The sequence below is a fragment of the Ferruginivarius sediminum genome, from assembly GCF_003344765.1.
In the GTDB taxonomy this organism is placed as follows: domain Bacteria; phylum Pseudomonadota; class Alphaproteobacteria; order Kiloniellales; family Rhodovibrionaceae; genus Ferruginivarius; species Ferruginivarius sediminum.
In genome coordinates this window covers 95,095-120,921 of sequence record NZ_QPMH01000005.1, presented here as the reverse complement: position 1 = coordinate 120,921, position 25,827 = coordinate 95,095, and the positions used below count along the sequence as shown (strand labels likewise).

The 25,827-nt window shown below is 68.4% G+C and carries 1 protein-coding gene (only partly in view); it reads right to left on the bottom strand.

Annotated elements, in window-relative coordinates:
• A protein-coding gene (locus tag DRB17_RS07400; protein WP_114581566.1) for a right-handed parallel beta-helix repeat-containing protein crosses the window boundary here: on the bottom strand, window positions 1–25,827 show its 5' portion. It extends 2,949 nt beyond the left edge of the window; the window shows 25,827 of its 28,776 coding nt (coding positions 1–25,827); the start codon lies at window positions 25,825–25,827; its stop codon lies off the left edge, out of view.

Below are 25,827 nucleotides of genomic sequence, written 5' to 3'. Positions count from 1 at the left end.
GCCCTCGCGCACATTCGCCGCGCCGCCGACCGTCAGCGTCGGCGCCACGTCGGACACCGCCACATCGAAGCTGGTCTCGCTGAACTTCGACACCGCCGCGTCGTCGGTCACACGCACAGTGAATGTCGCAGCCGACGGACCGTCCGGCGAGGTCCACTGGATCATCCCGGTATCCGGGTCGATGCTGGCGCCCGCGGGGGCGGAGGTCAGCGACCAGACGATGTCGTCCCCATCCGGATCCGTCGCCGTCGGCGTGACGCTGAGCGTTTCGCCCTCGTCGATGCTTGCGTCGGCGATGGCGTCGATAACCGGTGCGTCGTTGGTCTGGATGACGGTGACCGCAACGGGTGCCGCCGTATAGGTGCCGTCCTCATCGCTAGCGCTGACACCGATCTCGTAGCTGCCGCCGGCGTAGACGTGGTCGACGCTCGCGGCGCCGCCCGCCACCGTATCGACCGTGCCATCGCCCCAGTCGATGACCCACTCGGTAATGGTATCGTCGCCCGGGTCGCTGGCGCCCAGGCCGAGTGTATAGGTTTCGCCCTCGTCCACCTCGGCCGGGCCGGTGACCGCGAGGGTCGGTTCGACGTTGCCGACGGCAACGTCGAAGCTGGACAGCGTGGTGCGGGACGGATCGCCATCGTCGCTGAGCGCCACCGTGAAGGTTTCCGTGGCCGCGCCGTCCGTCGCCGTCCAGGTGATCCGCCCGGTTGCGGCATCGATCGTGGCGCCCACCGGCGCACTGTCGAGGGACCACGTCAGGCCATCGCCGTCGGGGTCGCCGCCGGTGACGTCGACGATCAGCGTCTCGCCTTCTTGAACGCTTTGGTCCGCCACGGCGTCGATCACGGGCGCCCGGTTACCCTCGATGACGCTGATGGAGATCGTGGCCGGTGCGCTGACCTTCGCATTCGCGCCCGTTCCTGCCGGGTCGCCGGTGTCGCGCGCGACCACCTCGAAGCTGTCGGCGCCGGCGTAGCTGACGGAGGCCGTGTACTCGAAGGCGTTGTCGCCAACCTTTGTCAGCGTGCCGTGCGACGGGCCGGAGACCAGATCGAAGGTGAGGTCGGTGGCGTCGGTCTCAACGTCGTGGCCGGTGACGATGACGGTTGTCGTACGCCCCGCAACCGCCTCGACCGTTTGCGCCGTGGCCGTCGGTGCGTCGTTCACAGGCGCGACCGTCAGGGAGACGACCGCGGTATCGGTGCCGCCCACGCTGCCGTCGTCCGCCTTGACGGTGATGCTGTCGCTGCCGCTGAAGTCGGCCGCCGGCGTGTAGGTGAAGGTGCCGGCGGCCGGATCGAAGCCGGTGATCTCGCCATGCAGCGGCCCCTCCACGATGGACCACAAAAGCGCGTCCCCGTCGGCATCGCTGGCGCTCAGCGTCACGTCGGCCGGCGCGTCCTCGTCCAGGGCAATGCCGATGTCGTCGGCCACCGGCGCCTCGTTTAGGCCGGCATCCACGGTGAAGGTATGGACATAATCGCCGCCGGCCACACCGTCGCCATCGCCGTCAAGCCGGTTGCCGGCCGTATCGAACAGTGCCTGATTGGAGATCGACAGGCGGTATTCACCTTCCGGCAGCGCGCCGCCGGTGAGGTCGAGAACCAGATTGGTCTCGGGGAACGAATAGGTCGGATCGAGGTCCAGCACCACGTCGTCGCTGGTGTCGAACTGCCCGTCCAGGCCGGCTTCGATCAGCCGGTAGTTCGCCGGGCTGCGGGCGCTGATCAGGTCGAGCGCCTCGCTGAACTCGACCGTGATGCTGGACAGCGACAGCGCGGTCGAGCCGCCGTCGGCCGGCAGCGTCGGCGTCGCCGTCACCTGCGGCGGCGTCGCGTCGTCGGAACTGCCGACGAACTCGTATGCGCCGATGTCGAAGAAATCGAGCCCGGCCCCCGGCACGGCCGCCCAGTCGAGCGTCGGCGCGTCGCCGAGATCGGTCACCCCGTCGTAGGGTGCGCGCACGAAGCTTTCGCCGTTGCCCGCCGAAACGCCGACGATCACCTCGTCGGTGACGTTCCCGGCGCCATAGTCGAACGCGAAGCTGCCGTCGGCGCGCAGGGTCACGGCGAAGTTGACGGCCGAGCCCGTGTTCTCGTGATTGCCCGCCCAGCGGATGAGCACCTGATCCGCGCTCTTCTCCACGAAGACATCGCCGCCGAAGGTGGACAGGTCGGACCACAGCGGCGCCATCATGCGGTTCGCTTCGAACGTATCGGCGCTTGGCTGCAGGTCGTAAGGATTGGCCGGGCCCTCGAAGAACAGGAAGCCGTGAGCCGAAACCTCGACCTCGTTGAAGGTCCGCCCGTAGAACTCGAACCCGAAACCGAAATCAAGGGTCCAGTGGGTCGCCGAACTGCGCCAGCCCTGCGCGGTCCCCGGCAGGTTCGCCGGATCGGCGAACACGCCGCTGGCGCCCGTCTGGCTGGCCTCGTAAAGCTCCCAGCCGTCGCCGGTGTCGCTTACGGCGGGATCGTTGCTGCGCCGCCGGTCCAGCGCATCGACGAACGGCGCCTTGTAGCTTTCGCCCGCATCGATCGCGATGGAGCCGGCGCCAAGGCCGAAGTTGTCGTCGCTGCCGCCGCCCTCTTCGACGCCGGCCTCGCCAAGCACGTTGTCGGCGCCGTTGATGTCCAGGAAGTCCGGCGCGCCCGATATGCTGTTGACGTCGGTCCCGCTCAATGTCCGCAGTGCCGCAAGGTCGCTGGCCGCCGTGCCGGCCCAGGAGGCCAGGATCGCGGCGCCGCCGGGACCGCGATAGAAGAGGTTGTAGTCGCTGTCCAGCCCGCCGGTGGCGCCGCTGCCGACAGACAGCACCGTGCCCTGATCGGACCAGAGGATGTTGTTGCGAAGCGCCGCCTGCGGGATCGAGTTGCGCAGCGTCAACGCCGTGCCGACGGCCTGGTAGATCGTGTTGTTGACGACCAGATGGTCCTCGCCATCGTCGATGATGACGCCTGAATTGGTGTTGTCGTAGATCAGATTATTGGTCAGTTCCACACGGTCGCCTCTGAAGAAGTCGCCGAAGACACCGGTGGCGTTCGAATAGATTTGGTTCGCACGGACCCGCGCGCCTCCGTCCTCGACACGGATGCCGGTCGTGTTCACGAAGACGGCGTTGTGCTCGACAAGGTTCCCGCCGAAGGTGCGAATGCCGATGTGGTTGTCGCGCACCTCGTTGTCGCGCGCCACGGCCTGGCCGTCCAGGCGGATCGCGGCCGAGCGGGTATCGGCATGACCATGAACGACGTTGTCCACCACCAGGGTGTTCGAGTCCGCCCGGATGCCCTCGCCGGTATTGTCGTGGACAAGGTTGCCGCGCACGACGCCATCCCTGCCCCGGATCAGCATCGCGTCGTCGGTATCGAAGACCTCGACTCCCTCGACGAGGGCCCGGTCGGCGCCGAAATCCACCCACAGGCCGCGTCTCGCCGTGAAGATCTCGCCGCCGAGCATCCGGAAGTCGTCGCCGTCGACCTCCACGGCCGTGTCACCCGCCGCGAAGATCGAGCTGTCCGCAATGGTCAGGCGATCGGCGAAGCGGTCGGCGTAAAGGACGTCCTCGGCATCGTGCAGGCGGCTTTCGCGGATCGTGACATCGTCGCTCTGGCCGATCAGCTCGACCGCGCGCCTGCCGCCCTGGATGTCGAGGTTCGCCAGCGTCACATGGCCGGCGTCGCTCAATCGCACCGCGGCCCGGTCCAGGTTGCCGTTGGCGCGGTCGATCCGCGCGCTTGCGCCCGGCGCGCTGGGGCCCTGGAAGATCACGTCGGCGCTTGCATCGCCGGCGTCCGAGGCATCGATCACCAGATCCACCGGCAAGACGTAGGAGCCGCTGTCCACGAAGACGGTATCGCCCGGATCCAGGTCGTAGGCCCGGACCAGCGCCGCGAGGCTCGCCATCGGCGCCTCCGCGCTCTTGCCGGAGTTGGCGTCGTCGCCCACGGCGGTCGTGTAAACGTCGCCGTTCAGCGAGGCGTCATTGACGTAGTAGCTGTCGCCGCCGTTGGCGATGCGGAAGCCGCGCTGCGAGGTTGCAGACGTCGCGAGGTCCAGGCTGGTCACCCGAACCAGCGCATCCTCGCCGGCGGTTTCCGGCCCGGCCGTCCAGACGAAGCGGCCAATGCCGTTGCGGCCGATCCCGATACCCGAAGCGACCGTCTCGAAGCTCGCCCCGCCGTCGGTCGAAACCTCGACCTCGAAACGTGGATCCGAAAGCCCATCGGCATTCGGGCGCAGGATCTCGAAGCCGGAAATGACGGGCGTGCCGGCCTTCGACACCAGACCCAACTCGAAGCCTTCGCCCGCCGCCACATCGAAGCCGATGCCGTCGAAGGTAAACGCCGTCGCGGTATCGCCTGCGAGCGCCCGGACATCCACGTCGCTCGCAACGACCTCGCCGTTGACCGTCACGTCGAAGACGCGCTCGCCAGGATCGACGAATCTCGACGGTTCCAGCAGGTGCAGCCGCAGTTCGTAGCTGCCCTCGGCCAGATCCATGGCATGGATGCGGCCCTCGAACTGGTCGTAGGTGCGGAAAAGCTGCTCGGGCAGTTCCGATGCAACGCCCGACATGTCGATTTCGGTGCTGCTGGACAGCGAGTGTGTCGAGCCGGCGCCGTTGGCGCTGCGCCACCGAATACCCTGATCGTCGCCGAAAGCCGATCCAAGGTTGAAGGCACCGATCAGTTCGTTCTCGGCGTAGCCGGCGGCATGCCATTCGATCAGCGCCTGCCCGCCCTCTTCCAGCTTGTCGAGGGCATAGGGCGCCAGCACGGCGATATTGCGCTCGCTGCTGGACACCGCCGCCTCGCGCGTGTTGCCGAAGGCGCCCACGTTGACGCGGCCGCCGTTCGGTCCCGGCTCAAGCTGGAACAGGCTGTCCGGGTCGCCGCCGTCGATAGCCGCCGTGCCGAGCTGCAGGCGGTAATCGTCATCCGCGCCCGCGTAACCGACGACCTCCTGCACCAGGACCGCATCGGCCACCACATCGCCGTTGCGGGCCAGCGACTGCGGCAGCCGCACCGTCAGCGTGTCGCCGGTCACCTTCACCGTGCCGACAAGCTGGAACGGACGCCCCCCGGCCATGAAGTCCGCGGCGGGCTGGTCGTAGCGCGGCCTCACCTCGATGCTGCGCACGACGCCCTGCGCGTCCTCCACGAGGAAAACCTGATCCTGTGCGATGCCGGAGGAGAAGTTGCTGAAGACGTCCTCCCAGGACACCGCAATCCGGTAGGTCGCGCCGTCGCGCAGCCCGCCGATGGTCCACGATGCCTCGGCATCGGCGGAGGCCGCGCGCCGCTGGGTGCCGTTCACGCCGCTCGATGCCGTGTCCGTCCAGGTTCCGACCTCGGCGTAGCCGGCATCGCCGTTGTCCACGATCCGCGGCGCGCCCACCGTGGCAGCGCTCCAGCCCACGGTACCGTCGCTGCCGGCCGGTGCCCGGAAACCAGCTCCGGCGACCTGGCTATGCTGGTCGGCACCGACGGCGTAATACCAGCTATCGCGGTCGCTATAGGTCGTGCCCTGCCAAGCCGCGATGGCCGCCCCGTTGCGGAGGTCGAAGACGTTGTAATCGCTGTCGAAGCCGGTTTGGCTGTTATTTGCGACCGAGATCGCCGTCGTGCCGTCCAGGGCGAACAGGTTGTTGCGCAGGCGGACGTCGTGGGCCGTTGAATCGACCCGCACCGCCCAAGCACCCGCGATGTCGAAGGTGACGTTCTCGACCAGATGGTCGTCGCCGTCGCTCAGCCGAATGCCGCGCCCGTGGCCGGTGATCAGCGCATTCCGGATGGCCACGGTCTCCGAGCCGAAGACATCGACCCGGATCGCCTCGTCATTGCTGTCGTAGCGACCGCCCAACACCGTTGCCGGATCGGTGATCCGCACGCCGATGCTATTGTCGTAGACGCGGTTGTCGCGCAGTTCGCCGCCCGATTGATTGATGCCGATCCGGTTGCCGTAGACCACGTTGCCGTCGGCGAAGCCCGACTCCAGCCGCAGGCCGTAGTCGCCCGATCCCGTCTGACCATAGATCGTATTGTCGACGACGCGGCTGCGTGTTCCGGCGTTGATACCCCCGTCGTCATTGCTGTGCACGAGGTTGCCAGTGATCAGCGCATCGCGGCCGTCGATACGCAGGCCGGTCCTGTTGTCGTGGACGATCACCCCCTCGATCCGGGCGTCGTCGCCGTCGACCTCGATGCCCGTGCTGAAGAAGGCGAAGGTCCCGCCGGTAACGGTCAGGCGGTCGCCCCGGACAAATACGCCGGTGCGCCCCGACGACTCCACGCCGGAGGCTTCCAGATCGGTGATGGTCAGGTCGTGGTTGCCGTCCTCGAAACGCACGCCATAGTCGTCCATCCCGCCGAGCGTCAGGCGTTCCAGGTCGATATGATGGCTGCCGGCGTTGCGCTCGGCATGGATGGCGTTCTCGCCGCCCGTGACGGTGAGGTCGCGCAGCGTCAGGTAATCGGCGCCGGTGAACTCGAAGGTATAGGCGCCGGAAGCCTGGTTGGCGCGGTTCAGGATCGCCTCGCCGGCATCGGCGGTCGGCCCGACGATGTGGACGCGCTCGCTTTCCGAATCGCCGCTGCCCGAGAGCGAGGGGCCGAGTTGCACGGCCGTGGCCAGCTCGTAACGACCGGCATCCACGAACACCGTATCGCCCGGCTCAAGGTCGTAGCTGCGCAACAGCGTCGCCAAATCCGCCATCGGCTGATCCGGCGACTTGCCTGTGTTGGTATTGTCGCCAATGGCCGTCGTGTACTGGTCGCCCGCGGTGTCGCCGTCGTTGATGTAGAATGCCGCGCCGTTGTTCGCCAGGCGAAGCGGCTGCCGGCTTTCGCCCATCACCTGGCTTGTCTCGTCGACCACCCGGAACAGCACATCGGTGTCCGCGAAGGTGTCGGTCGGGGTCCAGGTGAACTGCCCGGCGCCGAAGCGCGAGACAGCGATGCCAGTCGCAATGTCGGTCCAGCTTGCGCCGCCGTCGGCGGAAACCTGGACGCTTGCCGTCGGCGCGACCTGGCCGTCCGGGTTCGCCTGCAGGATCTCGATGGCGTAGACCTCGGGCCGCCGGCTGGACTCGCCCCGCCGCAGTTCCAGGTTCAGGCCCTCGCCACCCTGGACCGCCGCCGCGACGTCGAAGGTGACCGGTACGTCCTCGCCACCGGCGAGGGCCCTGGGATCGACGCCGCTTGCCACGACGCTGCCATTGACCAGGACGTCGAAGACACGGTCGCCCGCATCGACGAAGCCGCTGTCCTCCATCAGATGCAGGCGCAGCGTATAGCTGCCGTCTGGCAGGCCGTCGAATTGGTAGTTCAGCGAGTCGCCATTGGTATAGGCGTAGCGTTCGTAAAGCCCGGCCGGTCCGGCAAGGGGATCGCTGAGTTGCAGATTGTCCGGGTTTCCGGATGTCGCATTCCCGTTGACCCGGAAATCGTCTTCCAGCCAGCGCCCGTTGCTGCCGGTCGAGATGGCCTCGCCGCCGGCATTGATCAGGGCCACCGGCCTCTCCGCCGTCAGACCGGCGGAGCGCCAGGCGATCTGCAACGGCTCTCCGACCTCGGGCTTGGCAAAGCGGTTCGGCGAGAGAAGCTGGATAAGCTGCGCCGGGCTGGCAGCGGCATCGGCGCTGTGGCCGTTGACGCCGATGTTCACGCGCTCGCCGCTCGGCACCGTTTCGGCGTAGTGAGCGCGGTTCGGGTTGCCAGCGTCGATGGCGGGCGAGCCGGTCTGCAGGCTGAAGTCGTCGTCCACGCCCTTCGCCCCGCCGATCTTCTGCAACAGCACCGCATCGGCGGCTACGCGCCCGTTGGCGTAAGCCTGCGGCAGACGCACGGTCAGGCTGTCGCCGACGACACGCACGAAGCCAAGCACCTGGAAGGGACGCCCGCTATCCTCGATGTCGCTGCGCGGGGCGTCGTCGCGCTGATTGATCTCGTAGCTGGCGACGACCTGCCCCTGGTTCTCGACCAGGAACCGGCTACGCGTACCCAGCTCGTTGAAGCCGAAGACATCGGCCCAGGTGACGGCGACCTGATACGTCGCGCCGTCGCTCAAACCGTCGAAAGTCCAGGTCGCCTCGGCGTCGGCGCCTTCCGAGCGGCGCTGCTCGCCGCCATAGCCGCTGGCGTGGCTGGACCATGTGCCGGTTTCCGTATAGCCGGCGGCCCCGCCGTCGATGATCGTGGCAGCACCGTCCGTGAGCGTATCGTAGCCGACCGTCCCGTCCAGTCCGGCCGGGTTCGCGAAGGCGGGATCGACCGCTAGACTGTTGGCGTCGCGGTCGATGCCGAAGAACCAGTCCGGCAGGCTGGCGTAGGCGACGCCGCCCCAGTTGCCGATCAGCGCGCTGCCGCGCGGATCGAACAGGTTGTAGTCGCTCTGGAAACCCGACTGGCTGTCGGCGGCCACGGACAGGACCGTGCCCGTGGCCAGGCTGAAGATGTTGCTCGTGATCAGTGTATCGACCGCGCCGTCACGCACCCGGACCGCGGTGCCACCGTTCTGATGGATCGTGTTCGTCTCCACCACGGCATCGCGCGAACTGTCCAGGATGACCGCGGTGTCCGAGCCGGTGATCAGGTTGTTCCGGATCCAGGGCGAATCGCGGTAGCCATCCGCGCGGATGCCGATGTGGTTGTCGAAAATACGGTTATCTTCGACGGTGGCGCTGTCCGACGTATCGATGCCGACGGTGTTGCGGTAGACGACGTTGTCCGCGATCAGGCCCCGGCCGAAAGCGTCGATGCCGATGCGGTTGTCGTACACCTCGTTGCCGATCGCGGTGGCGCCGCTGGAGACCAGGATACCCTGATCGTTGCGGGAAACCTCGTTGCCGGTGACGAGCGTATTGCCGCCGCGCGCGTTGATGCCCTGGTCGTTGTCGTTGAGACGGTTGTCTCGGACGATGCTGTCGTTGCCGTTGACCCGGATTGCCGTGCTCGTATTGCCCCAGGCGTGCACGCCCTCGACCAGGCTACGCGGACCGTCGAGGGAGATCGCGCGGGAATAGCCGTAGAACTCGCCGCCGATGATGCGGGTATCCGCGCCGTCGATGTCCAGCGCCTCGCGGGTGCCGACGAAATCGCGCCCGACGATGTTCTGCGCCGTAAATCGGTCGTTGCCGTCGTCCAGCCTGACGGCGTCGTCGTCGGCGCCGCGCAGGGTCACCTCGACCAGCTTCAGGTCGTCGCTGTCCACGCCCCGGTCGGCGAAGATGTTGTACTGCCCGCTGACCAGGGTCAGGTCCCGCAGCGTCACATAGTCGGCGCCGCGCATCTCGAACAGGTAGGCGCCGTTGTTCGTATTGGCGCGGTCGAGTACCGCCTCGGCCCCCTCGGCCGTCGGGCCAAGGATGCGCAGGCGCTCGGCGTCCGCGTCGCCGCTGCCCGAGACGTCGGCACCCAGGACGATATTGGTCGTCACCGTGTAGTTGCCGGTATCGACCAGGATCTCGTCACCGGCGCCGATGTCATAGCTTTCGAGGATGGCCCGGATGCTGGCCTTCGGCGCGTCAGGCGACAGGCCGCTGTTGGCGTCGTCGCCGATGGCGGCGGTGTACTGGTCGCCCGCCGTCGAGCCGTCGTTGACGTAGTAGCGGCTGATCGGCGGGGTGACGGCGAACGGCGTATCGCTTTCGTCGGCCAGGCTGGCATCCGCGCTTGGCGCCACGCGCAGAACGTACTCACCGGCACCGAATACGGCGGAATCGATGGTCCAGGCAAAGCTGCCGTCGTTCACCTCGCCGACCGCGATATCCTGGAAGCTTCCGCCCTCGGGCGCCACGGCGATGTCCACGTTGCCGGCGAAGCCGTCGGAGCGCCAGGAAATATCGACCGTCTGGCCCTGCTGGAAGGTCTCGCCGCCGTTCGGGCTCATCACCAGCACGTATTCCGCCGGGCTTCGGCTGGCCTGATCGGTGCCGCCATAGGCGCCGATATTGCGGAAGCCGCCATTGGTCGCCGGCTCGTTCCCCACGCCGTCCGCCGCCGCGCCCCGGTCGATGGCCGGCGATTGCATTGCATCCGCGGAAACTGTCGTCGAAGACAACACCGGCAGGCCGGTCGCGGCATCCAGCACGGGCACGAGGCCGCCGCCCTTCACGCTACCGACGACGCTTTGCAGGTGGAAGTTGTCGTCGCGGCCGTCGTTGCCGGCGTCCTGCCAGCCAAGGACACCGTCCGCGCCGTCGGCATCGACGAACAGCGGATCGCCGGTCACGCTCAAGCGGTCGGTGAAGGACGCGTTGCGCCAGTCGCTAAGTGTGGCGCGGTCCACGCCCTGCCAGTGCCCGACAGGGCCGCTGCCCCAGAACAGGTTGTAGTTCGCGGCGAAACCGGTTTGGCTGTCGGCGCCCACGGTGATCTGCGGGCCGACCTCGCTCCACAATATGTTGCTGACAACCGTTGCGCCGTCGGCGCCGTTCTCGATACGCAGCGCGCTGCCGCTGGTCTGATAGACCGTGTTGTTGGCGATCCGGTGGTCCTGCCCGCCCGACAGCCGGATGCCCCAGTCGGTATTGGCGTAGACCAGATTGTTTTCCAGCGTGGCGGTGTGCCGGAAGCCGCCCGTCGTGATGCCCCGGTCGTTCGAATAGACCACGTTGCGCCGGGCCGTCGCGTCGTCGCGGATATTGAGGCCGGTACCCTGGTTTGCGTAGATTCGGTTGTTCAGGACCAGCGCGGCGTCGAACGCCTCGATGCCGATGGCGTTGGCGAAGACCAGATTGAACTCCGCATCCGCCCCGCCCGTCAGCCGAATTCCGACATCGCCGCCGCGCTCGTCGTGGCCGTGCACGGTGTTGCCGGCCACCGTGATGCCGCCCCGCGCGCGGATGCCGTCGTCCCGGTTGTCGCGGACGACCAAACCGTTACCGCTGGACAGGTCGGAAGAGCCGACGATCGCCGAGCCGTTGCGATGGCGGATATCCAGGCCGACGTCGTTGCCGTAAATCTCGCCGCGCTGAATCAGCAGGTCGCCCTCGGTATCGAGGTCCGCGCCAGAGCGGGAATTGTCGTAAAGCCGCACATCCTCGATAGCGCCCACACTGCCGTCGACGACAAGGCCGTCCCCGGCATTATCGTGTGAAACGGGTGCCACAAGTCGATCCAGGGTGCCGGTGATGACAATTCCGTCGCCGGCGTTGTCATGGGCCACCAGGTCGCTGAACACGCCGTTCGGCGACTGCGTCGCCACGCGGATGCCTTCCTCGCTGTGCCCATAGGCGACAATGTCGCTGAGCGTCAGGTCATTGCTGCCGCCATACGCCCAGAGCCCGCGTGTCGCATCGCGCAGCGTCAGCCCGCTTACGGTGACGAAATCGGCGTCGTCCAGCTCGACCAACGCGGCAGGACGGTCGCCCGGAATCGCGGCGAAGAAGGACACTTGGGCCGAGCCCGCGCCCGTCATCGCAAAGCCTTCGTCGAGGCCGAGCCCGCGGTCGGTCGTGCCGGAGATCTGCGCCGGATAGATCAGTGGATAGTCGCCGGTGTCCACGAAGACCTCGGCGCCCGCCTGCAACTCGTACTCGCGCAGCAGGTTGATCGGGTTCGGCTTCGGTGCGCTGGCCAGTTTGCCGGTGTTGCGGTTGTCGCCAACGCCGCCGGGGGTGAACGCATCGCCCGCGTTCGAGCTGTCGTCCACCCAGTATGTCGAGCCATCCTCGGGCACCGTGAAGGTCTCGACCGAGCGGTCCACGGCGCCCGGCGAATCCACCAGCGACACCTGGATTTGCAGGCCATAGGTCCCGAAGTCGATGTCGTGCTGCTCCGGCGTCCAGATGAATGCGCCATCGTCGGGCGTGGCGGCGGCAAGCTCGCGGATGACGGCCGGACCGTCTGGACCGTCCTGCAGCAACTCGATGCGGACCGGCGATTCCTGTGTGTTGCCGAAGGTCTGCCAGCGAATCGTCTGCGGCTCGCCCCGCTCCCAGTCGGTGTACAGATCCGGGAACCGCAAGGCGAGCTGCGCGCCGGTGACGGAGGTCTCCACGATCTCGTTGCCATAGGCGCCCTGCCCCAGCCCGAAGCCCGCCTCGACGACGCTGGCGAAGGCGCTGTCCAGGCGTACGAGGTTGGCGCCGTCGCCCGCCCGCGTGCCTTCGAAGCGGAAGATGACGCTGCGCGCGCCCGTCGGGATCTCGACCCGCCCGCCGACAAGGTCCCACCGCTCGTCCGGGTTGTCGCTGGTGAACTCGCGGGTCAGCAGCGTCGCGTCGCCGCCGTCCAGCACCTCGACGATCAGGCGGCCGGTGTGGTGCGGGAAGTTGGCGTTGCTGGCGATGCGCGCGCCCACCAAAAGCTCGTGATCAGTGCTGCCAGCGCGATCCAGGGTTGCGGCATCAAGCCCGCTGGCCGGATCCAGAAGGTCGATTCGCTGCTCGGCGAAGCCCTGCTGCACGTCGCCCGGATCGAACATCGCCGCGCCGCTGTATGGCGTCCGCCCGTCCGCGTTGGCCGCGCCGGCGGTGTTCACGGTCCAGTTCGCGGTGCCGTCCTCGAAGCCGGGATTGGCCAGCAGATTGGCGTACTGGAACGCAAGGTCCCGGCCCGTCAGCGGGTCGGCCGCGTTCACGGCCGGGCTGGAGATGCGCTGCCCGCCGACAAGACCCAGGACCCGGAAGTCGTCGCGGCCACGGTCGGCGAAGCGCGGCTCCGAGAGGCTCGGGTTGATCCGCGTCGTGCCCACCGAGTGCAGGTCATGGCGCGCGACATCCGCTTGCCAGTCCAGGATGTCGGTGAAGTCCTTGGTCCAGTAGACCAGCTTGCCCGTCCCGGTGGCGTGCAGCGTGTTGTAATCGCTGTAGAAGCCGGTCTGGCTGTCGTTGGCGACGTAGATGTCGTAGCCGGATTCCGCCCACAGGATCGAAGAGCGGATCTCGACGTGCGCCGCGCCGTTGACCAGCCGCACGTTGTCGCCGGCCGGCGCGTAGAAGGTGTTCGCCGTGACCCGAACGTTGCTGGCGCCATCCACAAGCAGGCCGACACTCTCGTTCCGATAGATCAGGTTGTGAAGGACACGCTGCCCGTCGCTTGCCTCGATGCCGACATCGTTGCGAGCGATGCGATTAAAGTGGATATCGCCGGTGAAGCCGGTGACACCGGTCTCGTTCCCCGTGATCTGGTTCGCGTTGTCCAGTGTCTCGCCGCCCAGCGTGCCGCTGCCCGAAACGCCGGTCTGGTTGTCCAGAACCTGCTGGGCCTGCAGGCGGCCGGCAAGTTCGACGCCCAGTCGGTTGCCGGTGACGACGTTGCTGCCGGACCCCGTAACGAAACCAAGCGCGGCGGACGGATCGTCGACCTCGACCCGCATGCCGACGTCGAAGCCGGTGATGGTGTTGTCGCCGAACGGCGCTGCCGCCTGGTAGATCAGGCCGGTCGTCCCGTTCTCGATCCGATTGCCGGAGATCGTGCCGGTGAAGGCGGCGGCGATGTGGACGCCTGTCGCGCCGCTGAAGGTGTTCGCGACCACCGTGCCGTTCGCGGACCCCTCGATATGCAGCGCGGTCCCGGCAATCGCGCTGACGGTGTTCGCCCGCATGACCAGCGCGTCGGTGCCGTCGAGTGCGACGCCGCCCTCGATGACGTTGTCCACCACCTGCTGGCCGACACCGCCGGTCAGCGTCAGCCCGCCGCTCAGCTCCGACTGCGTCAGTACAAGACCATCGGCATTCGTCGCCGTCACCGTGCCCAGACCCAGGCGCGCCAGTGTCGCATCGCTGGCCCCATCGACGGTGAGCGTCCCGCTCAGCGTGGTGCCCTGACCCACGATGGTGACGCCAGAATCCGCGTCCGAAATGGTGACGTTGCCGGTGAACTCGCCGGGCGTCAGCGCGATGACGTCGCCCGCCCCCAAGTCCTCGTCATCCAGAATCTGCTGTAGCGCGGCGGTGCCGTCGGCGGTGAAGACCCGCTGCAAAGCGGTGGGATTGCCGAGAAGCTGCACCCCGGCCGCGTCCGGGCTGCGCTCCGCCCAGGCGGCGAAGGGGCTGCCGTTCGCATCGACCGCCAGCGCAAGGTCTTCGAAATCGCCGACGATACCGGCGATACCCGCGCCGGTCGCCTCGCCCGGAACCGCCTCTACGAACCGGCCGCCGTCGAGAACGCTCACATAAAGTCGGACGGGCGTGTCCGCGCTGTCCGGCACGGCGTCCTGCCAGAGAAGGTGAAGCTCGCCGCCGCCCGCCGCAAGCTGTGGACGCACCGCAAGGCTATCGGCCGCGTTGATGCGGTTGTCCCCGAATGCGCTTTCCACCGCGCTCCAGGCCGAGCCGTCATGGCGACGGACCTGAATCTCGGAAAGCTCGGCATCCAGTCCACCGCGCTCGTGCCACGCCACGAAAAGGTCGCCCGCATGGTACGCCAGGCTTGGCGCACCGGCGGACGTCGCTGTCGCACTGAGGCCGTCGCTGTCGGCGCTGCCCGATAGCCCGCTCCAGCTTCCTGCCTGCAATGTCTTCACGAACACCTGCTGCGTGCCGGCTCCCTCCGCCGTCCAGGCTACGGCAGCGTTGCCGCCCTCGCTGGCCACGGCGAAATCCGTCACGCCGCCAGTCGCCGCAGTGATACCATCGCCGGAGGCCGCGCCCGTTCCGAACGACACCCAGTTCGTGCCGTCGAAGCGCTTTGCGAAGACCTGCGCGCTGCCGCCCGACGTAGCGCGCCAGAACACGGCCACACCGGAATCCGTCGCCACGGCCTCCACCTGCAACGGCACCTGCCCGGCGCTGATGCCGCCAGCCGAAAGGGAGTCGCCAAGCCCCTGCCAAGCCCCCTCGCCCGCGTCCCAGCGCGCAGCCCGCACGTCGGCGTTGCCGCCGTCACCCTCGATCCAGGCCACGACCGGCGCGCCGGTGTCGTCCAGCACCAGGGCCGGATTGTGCGAAGCGGCCTCGGACAGCGAGATGCCGCCGCCTCCGGCACTGCCGCCAAGTTGCGTCCAGGCGCCGTTGCTTTCCACCGCGACATATATCTGCGACGTGCCCGAGCGCGTGTCGCTCCACGCCAGATAGCGCTGTCCCCCGCTGCCGACCGCAAGCGCCGGACCGTCGTCTTCGCGGATCGTGGCGCCGAGGCTCGCGCCCGGGCGTCCGGCCAGCGAGACCCAGCGTCCCGAGGTCGGCACCGATTGCGGCAGGCTTGCGGCGCCCGTCCAGCCGGCGACCGCCGCCTGGGTCAGGCTGCCGCCACCGAGACCGAGCGCCGTCTGGTCGCCCAGCACCACCCTGTCATCCGCGCCCGGCCCGGCATCGATGGTATCCGCGCCGCGTCCGCCATAAAGCAGGTCGTTGCCGGCCCCGCCGAATATCGTGTCGTCGCCGGCCCCGGTGCCGGTCTCGTCGGCACCGAAGTCGCCGAAGATCCGGTCGACCTCATCCGCCGCCCCGTCTACCGCATCGCTATGGCCGTAAAGCTCGTCCCCGCCGGCGCCCCCGACAATCAGGTCGCGTCCGGCGCCGCCCAGAACCCGGTCCGCCCCTGCGCCCGCGTCCACGATATCGTCGTCCAAGCCGCCGAGAATTACGTCATCTCCGGCGCGCCCGAACAGCCGGTCGCGGCCGGCCCCACCTTCGATCCGGTCGGCGCCTTCGTCGGAGCCATAAACGATGTCCTGACCGGCATCGCCATAGAGTTCGTCGCCGGTGCCGAAGCTCTCCTCAAGCACGTCGTTGCCGGCCCCGCCGCGCACCACGTCGGCGCCATAACCCCCGTCCAGCCAGTCGTCGCCGTCACCGCCATCGAGCGTATCGGCACCGCGTCCGCCGCGCAGCGTGTCCGGGCCGGTTCCGCCGGACAGAACATCGTCGCCCCGCTCGCCCCATAGCCTGTCGCCGCCGGCATCGCCCGCCAGCGTGTCGTTGCCGGTGCCGCCGTAGAGCAGGTCGTTCCCGCCATCGCCATGCAGCGTGTCGGCGCCCGCGAAGCCGCGCAATTCGTCGTCGCCTTCGCCGCCGTGAATGATGTCGCCAAGCTGAATGGCGCCGCCCTCATCAGCGCCATACAGCTTATCGTCGCCCGCCCCGCCAAACAGCTCGTTGCCAAGCCCACGACCGGCATAGACCAGGTCGGCCCCGTCGCCGCCGTCCAACGTGTCCGCGCCATGGCCACCGCGCAGCACGTCGTCGCCGCGGTTGCCGTAAACGGTGTCCGCGCCGAGGCCGCCAGAGAGCGTGTCGCCGTCTCGGCCGCCGCGCAGGGTGTCGTCGCCGGCCTGTCCCCACAGCGTATCTGCGCCGCGTCCGCCGGAAAGCGTGTCTCCACCTTCCCCGCCTTCCAGCACGTCGTTGCCGAGGTCACCGAACAGGTCGTCGGCACCGAGGCCGCCGACCACAAGGTCGTTACCGGACTGTCCACGAATGACGTCGCGCCCACCCTGGCCGTAAATCCGGTCGATGCCGGCGCCGCCCAGCAACATATCGTCGCCGGCCTCGCCGTGGATCTCGTCGTCGCCCGCGTTGCCCCGGATAAGATCGGCCTCGGTGCCGCCGAAGACGAGGTCCGCGCCCGCGCCGCCGTCGATCCGGTCCGCCCCGGCCTCGCCGTATATCTCGTCATCGCCCCCGCGCCCACGGATGCGGTCGCCGCCACCATCGCCCTCGATCAGGTCGGCCGCGGCGCCGCCGTCAATGTAGTCATCGCCAGCGCCGCCCCGGGTCTCGTCGCTCCCGCCCTGGCCGAAGATCTGGTCGTCGCCGCCACCGCCATGCAGCGTGTCGCCGCCCTCGGCAGCAGCATCAAAGCGCGGCTGGTTCGCCACCGCCTCGCGGAAACTCTCATCGTCCAGACCAAGGATGCTCTTGATCAGCGCCGAATCCTCGATCGCGCGATAATCGATACGATCGCCGAAGATCACGTCGTCGGAATCGTCCGACGAGGGTTCGCCGAACAACCCGGTGGCCGTGGCGTCCCAGGTCTCACTCAATCCACCGAGGTCCAGCCCGCCCGGATCGGCGCCGCCAATCACGGTATCGACACCATAGCCGCCGGCGGCCACGTCGGAACCCGCACCTCCCCAGACCGAGTCCGCGCCGGTGCCGCCGTCAAGCTCGTCGTTCCCGGACCCGCCGAATATGGCGTCGTCGCCGGCCTGCCCCTGTATCCCGTCGGCGCCGCCACCGCCATAGACGATGTCATTGCCTTCCCCGGCCAGGGTCGCGTCCATGCCCGCGCTGCCATAGACGACATCGTCGCCCTTGCCGGCCTCGACCGTGTTCGTTTCGTCGCTCGCGCCGGCGGCATTGCGCATTGCCGTGAAGATGCGGTCCGACCCGCGTCCGCCGCGAATCTGGTCGTTGCCCAGGCCGCCCACCAAGAGGTCGTCGCCGTCGCCACCCACCAAGAGGTCGTTGCCGCTGCCGCCGAAGAGCGTCGCCTGCATCGGGTCGCGGTTCTCGGTCGTCAGGCCGGATTCGATGACGATGGAGTCGTCGCCGGTTCCCGCGTCGCCGACGATGCGCTCCACGAACAGCCCGTCCTCGTCGCCGCCGTAGACAGCGGTGTGGCCGAAGGCCTCGATCTTCACGATGCCGCCGGCGATGTTGGAGATCTGGTATTCCTCGTCCTCGATACCCGAGGTGCCGCCGCCGCGCTCGTCCGCGCGGTCGCCCACGTTGAGGCGCAGGGTCCCGTCGCCCTCCAGCGTTGCCAGCTCCGGCGGCGGCACGCAGGTCGGGATGTCGAAGTCGACCAGCGTCACCTCGGCCAGGCGGAAGGTCTGCTCCGGCGTGAACAGCGTGTCGAAGAAAATCTCCAGCAGGCCGAAGAACCGGCCGCTTGCCTCGAAGAGGCACAGCGGGCCGCCGTGGCGCAGGTTCTCCAGGAACTCGTCGGAGCGAATCTTGCCATCGAAGACGCCCGGCTGATCCGGCTCTTCAAGATCGCGCAGGTTCATGTCGACGGCGGCCCCCACGCCGCCGCGCGCGCCCACCTCCGCAACCCCGGCACTGACCGACGCGCCGACCGTCAACTCGCCGAACAGGCTGGCCTCGACGACATCCTCGCCGTCGCGGGTGTCGCCGATATAGAGGCCGCGCTGAAGGTCGAGGGCATTGCGCGTGTCGATGAAGCTCGTCACGCCCACGGTGTCGAAGCCGAAGGTGAATTGCGCCTGCGCGCCCAGACGCCCGCCCAGCGACGGCACGATGGGCGGCGGCGACCAGATCGGCGCAAAGCTCTGCTCGTAGCGGAAACTGAGGTCGAGCAACGGCGTCGTGTAGGTGACGAGGTCGATGTCTTGGCCGAACAGCAGGCCAAGCGCGTTTTGCGGTTGCTCCCAGATCGGGAATTTGAAGCCCGGCCCCACCGCCTCCACCGACGACAGGAACCGCCCGCCGCCGGAGCCTTCGATGGCGTTGGTAATCTGGTCCAGCGTCTGGGTAACGATGTTGTCGCCGCCCAGCAGGTCCGCGAAGGCGTCCTCCCCCAGCGCGGCGCCGCCAGCCCCGCGGCCCAGGCGCAGATCGAAGCCGTCGAAGTCGATGCTGCCAAGCGAGATGAAGGCGTCGTCGCCGACGCTGCCAAGCTGGTTGGCAAGGGAAACGATGTTCGCCGCGGCCTCGATGAACTTGGCGCTCTCGCCGATCCCGCCGCCATATGCCTCTGCGAGATCCAGCATCGTCGTCGGTCGGCCGACCAGGTCGGAGACCACCGGCAGCGGCGTCAGCAGCACGTCTACCACCGGCTGCACCGGCGCCAGCACCGTCTCGATGGGCGAGATGAAATCGCCGACGAACTCGCTGACGAACTCGCCGAAGTTGAGCTGGATGTTCTCGAAGGCGACGCTCGGCATCGCGCCCGTCAGGCCGTCGCCGCTGAGGAATTCCCAAGCCAGGGTGAAATCGCTGGTCAGCGTCGGGAAAGAGCCGATGCGCTCATAGGCGCCGGTGTTCGGATCGCGCTCGAAGCCGAAGGCGAGCGCCAGGTCCAGGTTGGCAAAGGCGTCACCCTCGAAGTCGGCCGCCAGCCGCTCGGACAGTCCGCCGCCGACGATCTCGGCGAAGGTAAGCTGCCGGCCCGGCGCGTCATCCAGGTCCACCGACAGCGTGCCGCCGACGCCGGTGGGCGCGCCGCCTTCGTCGGCCTCGATCAGCATCTCCAGGAAGCCGAGACGCCCCCGCGCCTGGAAATTCTGCGACAGCCCCACGGTCATGGCGGCCATGAATTCCGGGTCCATGCCGTCGGTGACGAGGTAGAAGCCGCTGTCGCGGTCGACGCCGAATGCCAGGTCCAGCGTCCAGTCCAGCGCGACCTCCAGGGCGCTGCCGTCGAGGACTTCAAGCTCCAGGCCTGGCAGGCCAAGCTCGAAGCCGATGCCGCTGGCCGCCTCCCAGATGTCGCCGAGGGTCAAATCGAACTCGACCTGATCCAGGTCCAACGGGTCGATGGCCGAGCCGTCGGGATCGTAGTCCTGCAGGCTGCCGCTGCCGTCGTCGTAGCGAACACCGACATCGCCTTGCAGCAAGCCCAGGTCTGTGCCGAACAGGTCTTCCAGCGCCGTCGCGAAGCCGTCCAGCGAGGCGACGCCGGCGAATTCCTGACTGGCCCGCACGCCCTCGCGGATGTCCGCGATGAAGTCGGCGGCGCCGGAAAGGTTGTCGCCCACCAGCGGCAGCGGCACGCCGAACACCTCGCCGTCAAAGACGTCCTGCAAGCCGCCCAGGATCAGGTCGAGCGCTTCCAGGAAGCCCTCGGGGCCAGAGAATAGGTCGGTGTCGGCGATGATCTGCGCGAAATCCGGCGTCGTCAGGATCTGGTTGGCGTCGATGGCCCGCCCGGCGGCGAGGTCGTCCACGAACTGGCCCAGATCGGCGATGTCGAGCGCGATGTCCCCGACACGATCGCTCTCGCTGGGATAGTAGGTTGGCAGCGTCGCCTGCGCCCGGCCATCGATGGTGAGTTGCACGGGCGAGCTGCTGCCACTCACCGGCGTCGCGCCCGATAGCAGGTCATCCAGCGTGTAGCGGTCCTGGCCCTCGTCCAGCGCGATGGCGATGGTGGCCGGCGCCGAGGTATCGGAGGCCGCGCTCAGCGAGACGGTGCCGCCGCGCACGAAGGCGCCGATCGGGCCGATAGCGAGGTTGAGATCGAAGGGGCTCGGCGTTCCCAAATGCAGGCCAAGGGACGCCCCGGTGCTCTGGTGCAGGTAGCTGACCGGCGCCAGCGGATCGGTGAGGTCCAGCCCGAACGCCAGCGTGAGGGAACCGGTCGGCGTAACCTCCACGGTACCGCTGCCCGAAACGTCGAGCAGGGCGCCGACCCCCGGCAGTTCCGCGATACTTCCCAACCCCAGGTTATCCAGGTTGAGGTCGAGCGGCAGGGTCGTCGTGCTGAACGGATTGGCGATATCCAGCGTCACCCGCAGGTCGTCGCCGCCTGGCACCGCGAACTCGATCAGGTCGCCGGTGAGCCCGAAGGCGTCCCGCAGGGCCGTGTTCACCCGGTCCTCGATGGCCTGCAGCGTTGCGAGGCCTTCCTGCTCAAGCTCCGCGACCGCGTCGTTCAGACGGCCGGCAAGGCCGAAAATCTCGCTTGGCCGCACGTCGACGACGGGAAGCTCGACGTCGAGGGCGGTGTCCTGGAACAGTTTCTCCAGGAAGTCCGCCGCCTCGACAACGGCGGCGATCAGAGATTCGGCTGTCACCTGCCCGACGGAGCCAAGGTCGCCAAGGGCGCTGAGATCGACCGCCCAGGAGTCCGGCTGGAAGAGGTCGCTGGCGCTGGCCGTCAGGCGCGCGTCGCTGGGCAACGACAGACCCGTGGCGACCGCGCCGGACAGGCTGACCGGCAGGTCCAGGCTGCCCGTGCCCGCGAAGTCGGCCTCGCCACCGGCCACGAACTGCGCCAGCGAATCGCCCGCGTCGAAGATATCCGACAGTAGGAAGACGCCGGGACCGGAGGACAGGGCGAGAGAAGCGTCGGCGTCCAGGTCGGCCGTGCCCCCGGCAATCGCCACGTCGAACAGGCCGAAGCGGGCCGCCGCATCCAGGGTGCCGTTGGCCGAGAGGGAGCCGGAGAGGCTGAGTTCGTCAATGAAGCCGCGCCCGGAAGCCGCCGCCGTCGCGGCGGAGAGCGCGGTACCGCCCTGCACGACCTCCTCCGTGCCGATGCCAAGCTCGCTCGCCGCGATGGAACCGGCGGCCGCGCGCACCTCGATGGTCGGCAGCGTGCCGCCGGTGCGGAACACCAGACGGCCGTCCGCGCCCAGTTCGGCGCTGACCGGCGCATCGCCCGCGTCCGTGCGCGCGCCGTTGAAATCGGCCAGGGCGGCGTTGATGTCGTCGATCAGGTCGGCGCGGCTGGCGTTGTCCGCCGTCTGACCGGCCGCGACCGTGACGCTGGTGAGCGCCCCGCTATTCATAGAAATGCGGAAGGTGGCATCGCCCGAAAGCTGGCCGTCGCCCGGCAACGGCACACCGGAAACCGCCAGCTTGGCTACGCTGTCGGACGGCGCCTGCGCCAGGCCCAGCACGCTGACGGCCGGGTCGTCGGGCGCGGCGATTGCCAGGATCTCGCCGCCCTCGCCGCTGCCCTCCAGCCGCAGCCGGTCGCCGTCGAGCGTCGCCGTCACAGCCGCCGGGTCAAGGCCGGCCGCCCGCAGGGCGTCGTTGATCGCGGCCTCGACGTCGTCGACGAGATCCTGGGCGTCCTGGTTGGTCTGCGTGACCGCCGTTGCGACCTTGACGGAGACGCGCCGCGTGCCGCCCAGCAGCAGCTCGAAGCGGGCGTCGCGCTCGGCCGGCAGCCGCCCGTTGCCCGGCAGCGCCGTGTTGCCGGTGAGGCTGAGGCTGCGGCTGGCAAGGTCCAGGCCGAAGGTCAGCGACAGCGCGCCCGAGGCGGCCAGGGTCAGCGTGCTGTCGGTATCGATACCGCCCAGGCGGCCCAGGTCCACGTCCCACGCCACGTCGGCGTCCACGTCGGCGAAGTCATGGCTGAGATCGAAGGAATAGAGCAGGTAGTCGCGATCCGGATCGTAGCGCTCAGTCACCGAGCCCGCGTCGATGCCCGCCAGTCCGGCCAGCGCCGTCACGAAGTCGCCGCCGGTCTCGAACTGCGGCACCCCGGCCGCGTCGATCAGGCCGGAGATGCCTTCCTCCCGTAGCGCCTGACCGAACTGCAGCACATCGCCAATGCTGGCATCGACCAGCGGAATGTCCTGCGCCAGCAGATCGGAATCCGCGAAGGTGGCGAGCACGCTTGCCACCTGTTCCAGAACCGCCAGCACGTCGCCGGAATCCGCGCGGCCAAGGTTGCGCAGCTCCTCCGCCGCGTTGCCGGTGATCTCGAACGCCGGCGCATTGCCGGAAAGCGGGTCGGCGGTGACGCGAATCTGGGCGTCGGCGTCGAGCAGGCCGTCGACGCCCGCAGAGACCGGGAAGTTGGCGTCAAGAACGGAATTGCGGACATTCAGGCCCAGTAGCCCGGCCGGCGAGAGGCCGCGCAGATCGTTCAGGGACAGCAGGCCACCGCCCGCCGCCTCGCCCAGCGTCATGTCCAGGCCGACCTCGTATTGCAGGCTGGCGTTCTCGACCGTCACGTCGGCGAAACCGAGGCGCCCGGCCAGGCTGGCGTCCGGAATCCCCAGAGCCAGATCCGCCTTCAGATCGCTTGTGCGGACGAAGAGTGCATCAGCCGGTGTCAGACCCGCACTGGCGTCGAAGCCGAAAGTTATCTCGAAAGCCAGCTTCGCGGTCGCCTCCGTGGGCGCGTCCAGCGTAAAGCCGGTGTCGTTCGCCCCGCTGGCAAAGGCCAGTTGCGGGCCGGCCGCAGTGCGCACCAGTTCCAGGCCGACGTTGAAGACATAAAGATCTGCCCCGGTCGGCAAGCCCAGGGTCTCCGCCGTCTCCACGTCCGTTGCCGGGATCAGCCCGGCAAAGACACTCGCCGGGTCGGCGGATATGGAAAGCCCGTCGGCCGCCACCGCACCGAGATCGCTGGCGATGCTGGCGGCGAAGTCGCTGGCGGTCGCTCCCGGATCCTTGGAAAACGCGATCAGGGCCGAGGCCAGATCCGGGAAACTGCCGGCAAGGTCGAAGGTATCGGCCAGGCTCTGCTCGATCAGCGGCAATTCGGTCTGGAAGACCGGCAAGTCGGAAATCGAGTTCCACAAATCGGACAGCCAGCTTTCCAGCTCGGGCAGCGCGTCGATGACCGCCTGCGGCAGCGTTCCGTCGGAAAGCAGCGAGCCTGGGTCCGGCAGCAACGTGGCCAGTTCGTCCGTGTCGACATCGACGGTGAGATCGCCGCCCAGGGCGTACGACAAACCGACCTCGACCGGCGTCGCCGTCGTCGGGTCGGCGCTCGGCCCGATCAGCGGCAGCGTCACCTCCGCCGCGCCGTCAAGCGTCGGTGTGCCCACGATGGCGGCTGGATCCTGGCGAAGCTGGCGCAGCGTGATGCGGCCGTCGCCGTCGGCATCGACCAGCCGCAGCTTCGCCGTCGCCCGCTTGGCGGGGTCGAGCGCGCCGCTGGTGCGGCCGGCCAGCGTCACGGTGCCGTTCTGAACGGCCGCGCGCACCGGGCCAAGGGCCGCGCTGGCAACCAGCGGCTGCGTCGTCGCCAGCTCGAACGCGAGGTCGATGAGGCTGTCCGGGCCGGCGACGATGTAGACTCGTTCGTCCGCCGTCAGCCCCTCGTCGAACGACATACCCAGACGGAAGCCGGCCGTCGCCTCGGCTTGCAGGCGGCCCTGGCCGGATAGGCCGATCCTTGCCGGGCCGAGGTCCGCGTCGACGTCGAACGCCGCGGTCTCGTCCACCGTGTTGCCGGCAGCGAAGGCGATCTGCAGGTCCTGGCCGGTGACGCTCAGACTCGCGGTGCCGCCGAAGGCGGCGTTCAACGCATCGCGCAAGGCGCTGATCGTCGGCGTCTCCGGCAGGGCCGCAATCTCGCCCTCCAGCTTGTCCGCCAGACCCAGCGCCGCGCCCAGCTTGTCCCCGATTAGCGGTATGCCATCCAGGCGGCCGCCGGCGGCAAGTTGGCGCAGCACCTCGGGAAGCTGCGCCAGCGCGTCGCGCAGCGAGCTTGCATCCAGGCTGTCGAAGCTCGGCAGCGGTCCAAGCGCGTCGATGTCCGCCATGATCGCGTCTGGATTGCCGAGATCACTCCAGCTTGCGTTCAGCGTTGCCGAGCCGGAGGCGCCCAGCACGCTTGCGGTAAGCGGGATCGTCGCCGAGGCCGTTCCGTCCAGGTCCGCATAGTCGCGGGGCAGCGCGGCCGGTGCGGCGATGTCCGCGCGGGTGATGCGGCTGGCGCTGTCGGGCGTGCGCAGGTAGACCGCCGGCGCCATCGACACGCTGGCGCCCGCGACATCGACCTCCAGCGGTCCGATGGTCCCGCTCGCGTCGAACGGATCTATCGTAAAGTCGACCGCGGCCAGCGGCTCGCTGTCGGAGGTCGCCAGGAAAAAGCCGGTCGCGGGATCGATCAGGTCAATGCCGATGTCCAGGCTGGCGTCGACCTGCAGGCTGACCGGCGCGTCGGCGACGTCGAGCGAAAGCCCCAGCAGATCCTGCTCCGTCCACGAAAGGTCGATGGCCCCGCTGCGCGTCGTCGAGAAGTCCAGCGAGAGCAGCAGGCTCTCGTCCGTACCGTCGCCGGTCACGTCGGCAACGCCGGCCGACACTGCCGCACCCTTGCTTTCCAGTGAGGCGACGAGTTCGTCCACCGTCGCGAAGGGGTCCAGGCCGGCAAGCGTGTCGGTGAAAAAGCCCTCGATGTCCGCAAGCGGCGCGATCTGGGAGCCCACCAGCGGCAGGTCGCCGCCGAGCAGCGCGCCATTGTCGAGACCGCCCGCGAATTGGACGGTCTCCGAGAAGAAGCTCTCCCATTCGCCGGCCGTCAGCGGCTCCAGCCCCTGGTAGAGGGGCAGGCCGTCGATATTGCTGCTCGCGCTGGCCGGATCGGCGCTCGTCCAGGATAGCGACAGCGTCTCTGTCCCCGGCACCACGCTGCTGGACAGCGGCAAGTCTAGGGAGGCGGAACCGCTGACGGTGACGTTGACCAACTGGTCCAGCGGCGTCGACTCGAACTCGCTTCGGGTAATGCGGTTCTCGTCGTCACTATTGTCCGGGTCCACGAGGGCGATCCCGGCATCCGCGCTGAGTGTGGCGGCGGCGCCCGTCACCTGCGCGTCGACAAAGCCCAGCCGGGCCGACGCATCGATGCCGGTCGCGCTCGCATCCGCCGAAAGGTCGAAAGCGCCGGGCCGGATAAAGAAGGCGTTCGCGTCGTTGCTGTCGATACCGAAGCCGAAGTCGAACGCCACGCCGCCGGTCACCGGCACGTCCGCGCCCGCGATCTGAAGATCGAGACCGCCCGCGCCGCCGGAGAGGTCGAGGGCCTTGGGCACCGCCGCCCGGCTATCGCGCAGCGACAGGTTGAACAGGTATTCGCCGTCCGCGAAGCTTTCCGTCACCGGGCCGTCCACGAAACCCTGAGCCTCGATGGCGTCCGCAAGGTCGCTCAAGGATCGGCTGGACGAGGTGTCGTTGAAATAGGCGCGGGCCGGCTCGACGAGGCCGCTGTCGATGGACGCGGAGACATCGCCGACGTCGCCGATGCTGCCGGCGACGGCGGGCAGCGTCTGCATGAGCTGCCCATGCTTCTCCACACCGTCGGTCCAGTCCCGCAAGGCGACCAGGCCGGACAGAATCGCGTCCTGCTCGCCCTGCGTCAGATCGTCGGCGGAGAGTAGCAGGCGCGGCTCCATCGGCTCTATGCCGATGGGTCGGCGCGGCGCCTTACGGCTACCGGCCCGGCGCTTCTTTCGATTGTCGGAAGGGCTTGTGGCAGGCGCATCCGTCGTGCGCTGCCCGCTCAT